The organism is Roseomonas sp. 18066 (genome assembly GCF_902706185.1).
In the GTDB taxonomy this organism is placed as follows: Bacteria; Pseudomonadota; Alphaproteobacteria; order Acetobacterales; family Acetobacteraceae; genus Pseudoroseomonas.
On the sequence record NZ_CACSJM010000041.1, the window covers coordinates 31791 to 40370 of the forward strand.

Here is an 8580-nt window from a genome sequence, read left to right on the forward strand (position 1 = left end):
GGCGCGGGCGGGCGCTACCCCGCCTCCACCGACGCCACACCCGGCACCACCTTCATCGCCTGGGCCAGCCGTGGCGAGACGTTCCACGACCCGGGCAGCACCACCTCCAGCTCCTGGCTGTCGCCCAGCCGCGGCACCAGGATGACGCGGCCGTGGCCGGGGCCTTCGCGGGTCAGCATCTCGCGCACCGGGTCGATCGCCGCCGGGTCGTCGATGCCCAGCCGCAGCATCTGGCCGATGCCGCTGGCCGCCTTGTCCAGGCTTTCCAGCCCCTGGGCGGTCAGGCGCAGCGTCTCGCCCTCCATCCGCGCCTCGCAGCTGATCAGCACGGCATTGCCCTCGGTCAGCATCGGCCGGACGCGCAGCAGGATCTCGGAGAACAGCGTCACCTCGGTGCTGCCGCTGGCATCCGAGATGCGCAGCCAGGCCATGCGGCTGCCGGTGCGGGTGGTGCGCTCCTTGCTGTTCACCACCGTCCCGGCCAGCTTCAGCAGGCCGACGCCGGCCTCGGCGCGCGCCTGCATCTGGGCGATCGGCGTGACCCGCAGCTTCTTCAGCACCTCGCGATAGGTGTCGAGCGGATGGGCGGAGAGGTGGAAGCCCACCGCCTCGGCCTCCTGGGTCAGGCGCTCCAGCTCCGGCCAGTCGGCGACGGCGGGCATGCGCAGCGGCTCGGGCTTGGCGTCGCCGCCGCCGAACAGGCCGAACTGGCTGGAGGTGCGCGCCTCGGCGGCCGATTGGGCGCGGCGCAGCACCAGCTCGGCCGAGAGGGTCATCTTCGCCCGGTTCGGCTCCAGGCTGTCGAAGGCGCCGGCGCGGGCCAGGTTCTCCAGCTGCATCTTGTTCAGCTGCTTCGGGTCGACGCGGCCGGCGAATTCGGCGACCGAGACGAAGGGCCCGGTCGCGTCGCGGGCGGCGACCAGGTCCTTCATCGCCTGCATGCCGACGCGCTTGACGGCGGCCAGCGCGAAGCGGATCGCCTGCTTGCCCTCGCCCAGCTCCTCCACCTTGAACTCGGCGGCCGAGCGGTTGACGTCGGGCGACAGCACCTTGATGCCGAGGCGCGAGGCCTCCTGCATGTGGCCGGCCAGCTTGTCGGTCTTGTCGAGGTCCAGCGTCATCGAGGCGGCCAGGAAGGCCACCGCGTGGTTCGCCTTCAGATAGGCGGTGTGATAGGCGACCAAGGCATAGGCGGCGGCATGCGACTTGTTGAAGCCGTATTCGGCGAACTTCTCCATCATGTCGAAGATCTCGCCGGCCTTGCCCTGCGGCACGCCGTTCTTCACCGCGCCGTCGACGAAGGTCTTTCGCTGCGCCTCCATCTCGGAGCGGATCTTCTTGCCCATGGCGCGGCGGAGAAGATCGGCGCCGCCGAGGGAATAGCCGGCGACGTCCTGGCTGATCTGCATGACCTGCTCCTGGTAGACCAGGATGCCATAGGTCTCGTCGACCAGGTGCTTCATCGCCGGATGCACCGGCTCCCACTTCTCGCCATGCTTGCGGGCGCAATAGGCCGGGATATTCGCCATCGGCCCCGGGCGGTAGAGCGAGACGGCGGCGATCAGGTCCTCGAAGCGGTCGGGGCGCATCATGCGCAGGCAGTCCCGCATGCCCTGGCCTTCGAACTGGAACACGCCGGCCGAATCGCCGCGGGCCAGCATCTCGTAGGTCTTGCGGTCGTCGAGCGGCAGGCTGGGCAGGTCGATGGGAATGCCCTGCCCGGCCAGGATCTCCACCGCCCGCTGCAGCACGGTCAGCGTCTTCAGGCCGAGGAAGTCGAATTTCACGAGGGTCGCGTTCTCGACGTATTTCATCGAGTACTGCGTCACCAGCATGTCCGACCGCGGATCGCGATACAGAGCGACAATGTCGATCAGCGGCTTGCGGCCGATGACCACGCCGGCGGCATGGGTCGAGGCGTTGCGATACAGCCCCTCGAGCACCAGCGCCGTCTCCATCAGCCGGTCGACGGTCTCGTCGTTCTGCCGCATCTCCTGCAGCCGCGGCTCGCCGTCGATCGCCTGCTGCAGCGTCACCGGCTTGGCCGGGTTGAACGGGATCAGCTCGGCGATCTTGTTGACCTGGCCATAGGGCATGGCCATGACGCGGCCGACGTCGCGCACCACCGCCTTGGCCTGCAGCCGGCCGAAGGTGATGATCTGCGCCACCCGGTCCTCGCCATATTCGCGGCGGACATAGCGGATCACCTCGTCGCGGCGGTCCTGGCAGAAGTCGATGTCAAAATCCGGCATCGAGACGCGCTCGGGGTTGAGGAAGCGCTCGAAGAGCAGGCCGAAGCGCAGCGGATCGAGGTCGGTGATCAGCAGCGCCCAGGCGGCGACCGAGCCGGCGCCCGAGCCACGGCCGGGTCCCACGGGGATGCCTTGCGCCTTCGCCCATTGGATGAAGTCGGCAACGATCAGGAAATAGCCCGAGAAGCCCATCTTCTCGATGACATTGAGCTCGAATTCCAGCCGCTCGCGATAGACCGGGCGCGCCTCCTCGGGCGTGCCCTGGGCCTGCAGCCGGTCCTCGAGGCCACGGCCGGCCATGTCGCGGACGGTCTCGGCCTCGGTCATGCCGGGCTGCACCTTGGGGCAGATCGGCAGCTCGGGCTTGCGGGATTCGGCCATCACAGCGCAGCGGCGGGCGATGGCCAGCGTGTTGTCGCAGGCCTCCGGCAGGTCGGCGAACAGCTTGCGCATCGCCGCGGCCGACTTGAAGTAATGCTCGGGCGTCAGGCGGCGGCGGTCGGTCTCGGCCAGCGTCCGGCCCTCGGCGATGCAGAGCAGCGCGTCATGCGCCTCGTACATCGCGGGCTTGGCGAAATAGATGTCGTTGGCGGCGACGATCGGCAGGGCGGCGCTGTCGGCCAGCGCCACCAGCGCCGGGTCCAGCCCGCGCTCGATGTCGAGCCCGTGCCGTGTCAGCTCCACCGCCAGCCGGTCGCCATAGCCTTCTTTCAATGCGTCCAGCAGCTTCATGGCCGCGTCGCGGCGGCCTTCCACCAAGAGGCGGCCCAGCGGGCCATGCGTGCCGCCGGTGAGCAGAAAAACGCCGGAGGAATGCTGCTGCAGCAGCTCCAGCGTGATCGCCGGCTTGCCGGAGGGGTCGTCGCGCAGAAAGCCTTGCGACGACAGGCGCTGGACGTTCTCCAGCCCCTCGGCGTTCATCGCGAGCGCGATCACCGGGTCGGGGGCCAGGCGCAGCACCTCGGGCCGGTCATCCGCCGCGCCGCGCGACAGGAAAAGCTGGCAGCCCATGATCGGCTGCACGCCCTTGCCGGAGCAGGCCTTGGCGAATTCCAGCGCGCCGAACATGTTGGCGGTGTCGGTCAGCGCCACCGCCGGCATGCCATCCGCTTTCGCCAGCTCCGCCAGCTTCTCCGCCTTGATGGCGCCCTCGGCCAGGGAATAGGCGGAATGGACGTGCAGGTGGACGAAGCTGTCCATGGCGAAGTCTCCTCGGGCAGCCCGGCCGCGCAGCGGGGCCGGTCAGGCGGTGGCGGCCGAGGATACCACGGCCGGCGGGGGCGCGGGCACCGGCTCCGGCGATTTGATGCCATGCACCAGGGTCAGGAGGTAGCGATGGCTGATGCGCCGCCCGGCCTCGGGCCCCGCGATGGTCTCGTGCATCTGGCTTTCCGTGCCCATCCAGGCATCGGGCGGAAAAGCATGGAAGCGGTAGCGCGGCGCGTCCAGCGGGAAGAGGTCGACATCCTTGCGCCGCTTCGGGTGGAAGAAGCCGGTCAGCGGCATGTGGATGGTCTTGGCCTCCGACAGCCAGCAGGCCAGCCAGGAGAAGGTGCTGACCGCCATCACCAGGTGGCGGGCGGCGCGCAGCGTGGCGAAATCCTCCATCACCCCGCGCGAGGGGTGGAATTCCGCGTCAGGGAAGCGGGCCCGCAGCGCCTGGCTATAGGGGTCGTCGCCGATCTGGCCGACGAAGACCGGGCGCCGCTGGGTCTCGCGGACCACCCGCTCGTAGAAGGCGATCGGCAGCGGGCGGTAGTCCTTGTGGCGGCCGCCCAGGATCTCGGCGCCGCGGACATTGATCACCAGGCAGTCGGGGGCGAAGCGCTGCGGCGTGGCCCCCTGGTCGCGGAACAGCGCCTGGGCGGCGGCGCGGGAGGGCATCAGCTCCAGCCGGCAGGCCAGCGCATTGGTCTCGATCCCCTGCAGGTGCCCGAGCTGCCACAGCCGGCGCAGGTTCGCGGGGCTGGGCATATGGCCCTGCAGATAGACCGAGGGCAGCGGCACCGCGCTGTCCTCGTGCAGCAGCCCCCATTCCGGCAGGCTGTCGCCGGTGACCGGCACGCCGAACTCCTCCGCCAGCCGATAGGCGAAGAGGCATTGGAACATCCGGTTGCCGAGCCCGCTGCTGGTCGCCAGCCGCACCACCGGCGGCGGCCGGGGGGCGGCGGGCACGGCTTCAGGCATCGACGACGCGCCCGTCCTTCAGGGTCACCACCCGGTCCATCCGCCGCGCGAGCTCCGGATTGTGGGTGGCGATCAGCGCCCCCACCCCGGCGCCGCGCACCGCCTCCAGCAATTCGGAGAAAACCTTGTCGGAGGTGGCGACATCGAGATTGCCGGTGGGCTCGTCGGCCAGCAGCAGTCCGGGCTTGTTGGCCAGCGCCCGGGCGATGGCCACGCGCTGCTGCTCGCCGCCCGACAGGCGCCCGGGGCGATGGCCCTCGCGGCTGGACAGGCCGAAGCGGGCGAGCAATTCGCGGGCGCGGTCGGCGGCGGGCTTTTCCGCCACGCCGATCGCCATCTGCGGCAGCACGATATTCTCCAGCGCGGTGAATTCGGGCAGCAGGTGGTGGAACTGGTAGACGAAGCCGATGGCCTGGCCACGCAGCGCGCTGCGGGCATCGTCCTTCAGCCCCACGGTGGGCTTGCCGCCGACATGGACCTCGCCGGAATCCGGCCGCTCCAGCAGGCCGGCCAGATGCAGCAGGGTCGACTTGCCGGTGCCGGAGGGGGCGACCAGGGCCACGATCTCGCCGGCCGCGATGGTCAGCTCGGCGCCGGTCAGCACCGGCAGCTCGCCGGCCTCGGTGCGGAAGCGGCGCTGGACATTCTCCAGGCGCAGGCGGATTTCATTCATTGCGCAGCGCCTCGACCGGGTCGGTCTTCGCCGCCCGCCAGGAGGGATAGAGGGTGGCCAGCAGCGACAGGCCCAGGCCCATCAGCACCACCTGCACCACCTCATGCGGGTTCACCACGGCGGGCAGCCGGGTCAGGAAATAGACCTCCGGGCTGAACAGCTGGGTGCCGGTCAGCGATTGCAGCGCCTGGCGGATGCTCTCGATGTTCAGGCAGAAGACCAGGCCCAGGCCGAAGCCGATGCTGGTGCCGAGCACGCCGATCGAGGTGCCGCAGATCAGGAAGATGCGCATCACCGCGCCGCGCGTCGCGCCCATGGTGCGCAGGACGGCGATGTCGCGGCCCTTGTCCTTCACCAGCATGATCAGCGAGGAGACGATGTTGAAGGCCGCCACCACGATGATCAGGGTCAGGATCAGGAACATGACGTTCCGCTCGACCTGGACGGCGGCGAAGAAGGAGGAGTTGGCGTTCTGCCAGTCCAGCACCCGCACCGGGAAGGGCAGCGGCGCGTTCAGGATCTCCCGCGTCACCGCCCGCACGTTGTCGGGATCATGGACGAAGACCTCGATCTGCGAGACCGACTCTTTCATCTGAAAGTAAACCTGCGCGGCGGGCAGCGGCAGGAACACATAAGAACTGTCGTATTCGTTCATGCCGGCTTCGAACAGCGCCACCACCGTATAGGCGCGCAGCCGCGGCACCGTGCCGATCACCGTGCTGCGCCCCTGCGGCGAGACCACGGTGATCTTGCCGCCCACCCCGATGCCCAGCTTCTGCGCCAGGCGGCTGCCGATCATGATGGCGTCGTCGCCCTCGAAGCGGTCCAGGCTGCCGGCACGGATATTGCCCGCCAGCAGCGGCCGGGCGCGCAGGTCCTCGGGCTTGATGCCGCGGGCGATGCCGCCGGTGGCGCCGCCGGCCTCGCTGGTCAGCAGCACCTGGCCCTCGACCAGGGGCGTGGCGCTGGCCACGCCGGCGAGGGCCCGGATATTGGCGGCGATGCTGTCGTAGTCGCGCACGCCGCCAGGCCCGGGGGCGCTGACCGCCAGGTGGCCGTTGAGGCCGAGGATGCGGCCCAGCAGCTCCTGGCGGAAGCCGTTCATCACGCTCATCACGATGATCAGCGTGGCGACGCCGAGGGCGATGCCCACCAGCGAGAAGGTCGCGATCACCGAGACGAAGCGCTCGCCCTTGCGCGCCCGCAGGTAGCGGAACGCGACCTTCCGCTCGAAGGCACCGAACATCAGCGGCTCAGTGCCCGAGGATCTTGGCCAGGGCGACCTCGAGCGAGACCTCCTGGCGCTCGCCGGTGGCGCGGCGCTTCAGCTCGATGATGCCGTTGGCGGCACCCCGCGGGCCGATGATGGCCTGCCAGGGATAGCCGGCGAGATCCGCATCGTTGAACTTCACGCCGGCGCGCTCGCCGCGGTCGTCATAGACGGCGTCGTTCGGCAGGGAGGCATAGAGCTTCTCGCAGAGCGTGTCGCAGCCAAGGTCGCCCGGCTTCAGGTTCAGGATGGCGCAGCGGAACGGCGCCACGGCGTCGGGCCACTTGATGCCGGCCTCGTCGTGGTTGGCCTCGATGATGGCGCCCAGCAGGCGGGAGACGCCGATGCCGTAGCTGCCCATCTGCGGCACCACCGGCTGCCCGTCGGAGCCCGCCACCTGCAGCCCCATCGCGGCGCTGTACTTGGTGCCGAAGAAGAAGATGTGGCCGACCTCGATGCCACGGGCCGAGACCTGGGATTCGGCGCCCAGCGCGTTCCAGGCCGCCTCGTCATGCATCTCGTCGGTGGCGGCGTAGCGGCTGGTCCAGAAATCGACGGTGGGGTCCAGGTCGCCCTCGTAGTCGGGCTTCTGCGCCAGCACGTCGAAGTCCAGCAGGTCCTTGTGCAGGTAGACCTGGCTCTCGCCGGTCTCGGCCAGGATGATGAACTCGTGGGACAGGTCGCCGCCGATCGGGCCGGTATCGGCGCGCATCGGGATGGCCTTCAGCCCCATCCGCGCGAAGGTGCGCAGATAGGCCACGAACATCTTCTTGTAGGAAAGGCGGGCGCTAGCCTCGTCCAGGTCGAAGGAATAGGCGTCCTTCATCAGGAACTCGCGGCCGCGCATCACGCCGAAGCGGGGGCGGATCTCGTCCCGGAACTTCCACTGGATGTGGTAGAGGTTGCGCGGCAGGTCGCGATACGACTTGGCGTAGGTCTTGAAGATGTCGGTGACGACTTCCTCGTTGGTCGGGCCGAACAGCATCTCCCGCTCATGCCGGTCGGTGATGCGCAGCATCTCCTTGCCGTAATCCTCGTAGCGGCCGGACTGCTTCCACAGGTCGGCGCTCTGGATCGTCGGCATCAGGATTTCCTGGCCGCCGGCGGCGTCCTGCTCCTCGCGCACGATCTGGGCGACCTTCTGCAGCACGCGCAGGCCGAGCGGCAGCCAGGCATAGATGCCGGCCGCGGTCTGACGGATCATCCCCGCCCGCAGCATCAGCTTGTGCGAGGCGATGGCGGCCTCGGCGGGGACTTCTTTGAGCGTCGGCAGGAAGGCGCGGGAGAGGCGCAAGGGATCAGCTCCGGTCTGAAACGGCGGGGCGGAAGGTAGTGGGGCGCGGCCGATTGTGCCAGGGGGCGAGCGCGGCGCCACCGCGCGGGCCCGCCAAGCTCTGCCGCAGCGCAGCAAAAATACGTCCGAAAACGTTTGCACGCAATTTTTGGCAAGAATTCCGCGCGGGCCCGCGGCATTTACCTTGTCGGGCCGGGAGCGAAACCATTAGGCTGCCGGAAAGCAAAGAAAAAAAGGGCCGCGCCCGAAGGGTGCGGCCCGAGTTTAGGGAGGAAACGCCAGTCACACGGCAGGAAGAGAACCAGCTCTCTTCCTGTCGATGATGGTGCCCGGCGACCCTTCGCGCTGCAACGCAAAAACACCCCAAAAACGATGAAAAAACGGGCGGTTTTGCCGCTAGCGCGCTTTTATGCGCATTCCTGCATTGATTCGCAGGCAAACAGCCTAATTCCTGGGCATCGCCAGCCAGCCATCGCGGAAGCTCAGCCAGTCGCTCTGCACCACGGCATAGATGCCGAGGAAGACGATGGTCGCCACCAGCGTGGTCCATACCGCCTTGCGCCCCAGCTGCGGCGCCCGCGGCGCGCCGCGCCAGCCACCCGGCGTGACCTCGCCCTCGGCATCGGGCCGCACGCCGATCGGCAGGATGGCGAAGAGCACCGTCCACCAGACCAGGAAATAGACCATCAATCCCGTGAACCAGTTCATCGCCCTGCCCTTTCCCCGCGCCGCGGCGCCGGCAGGGACTTAGGCGCTTCCCGCCGCCCGGGCCAGACCGGGGGCCGGCAGGCCAGCGTGATCACGACCGGCTGAGGCCCGCGCAACCGGCCCCGCGCTGCGCGGTTCCCCTGCCGTCACCGGCCGCGCCCGCGCGGTCTGCCGGCGCCCGCCACCCGTTCCACGG

At 69.1% G+C, this 8580-nt stretch carries 6 protein-coding genes; all 6 read right to left on the reverse strand.

Going from position 1 to position 8580, the window contains the following annotated elements; translation table 11 throughout:
- Positions 1-14: 14 nt before the first annotated feature.
- The 6 genes from dnaE to GVN67_RS10795 all read right to left on the reverse strand — a co-directional run bounded on the left by dnaE (position 15) and on the right by GVN67_RS10795 (position 8384).
- Positions 15-3452, reverse strand: a complete 3438-nt coding sequence (gene dnaE / locus GVN67_RS10770; RefSeq protein ID WP_159995674.1) for a DNA polymerase III subunit alpha — start codon at positions 3450-3452, stop codon at positions 15-17.
- Positions 3453-3494: 42 nt separating this feature from the next.
- Positions 3495-4439 carry a hypothetical protein gene (locus GVN67_RS10775; protein WP_159995676.1) on the reverse strand — a complete coding sequence of 315 codons (945 nt, stop codon included), beginning with the start codon at positions 4437-4439 and terminating at the stop codon, positions 3495-3497.
- Positions 4432-5112: an ABC transporter ATP-binding protein gene (locus GVN67_RS10780; RefSeq protein WP_159995678.1), complete on the reverse strand. Its 681-nt coding sequence runs from the start codon at positions 5110-5112 to the stop codon at positions 4432-4434. The genes GVN67_RS10775 and GVN67_RS10780 overlap by 8 nt, the downstream gene beginning before the upstream one ends.
- Positions 5105-6358: a lipoprotein-releasing ABC transporter permease subunit gene (locus GVN67_RS10785; protein WP_159995680.1), complete on the reverse strand. Its 1254-nt coding sequence runs from the start codon at positions 6356-6358 to the stop codon at positions 5105-5107. The genes GVN67_RS10780 and GVN67_RS10785 overlap by 8 nt, the downstream gene beginning before the upstream one ends.
- Before the next feature lie 7 nt (positions 6359-6365).
- Positions 6366-7676, reverse strand: coding sequence for a proline--tRNA ligase (proS, locus tag GVN67_RS10790; RefSeq protein ID WP_159995682.1), 1311 nt, complete (start codon positions 7674-7676; stop codon positions 6366-6368).
- A gap of 444 nt (positions 7677-8120) precedes the next feature.
- Entirely contained in the window at positions 8121-8384 is a 264-nt protein-coding gene (locus GVN67_RS10795; RefSeq protein WP_159995684.1) for a DUF1467 family protein, read from the reverse strand.
- Positions 8385-8580 lie beyond the last annotated feature (196 nt).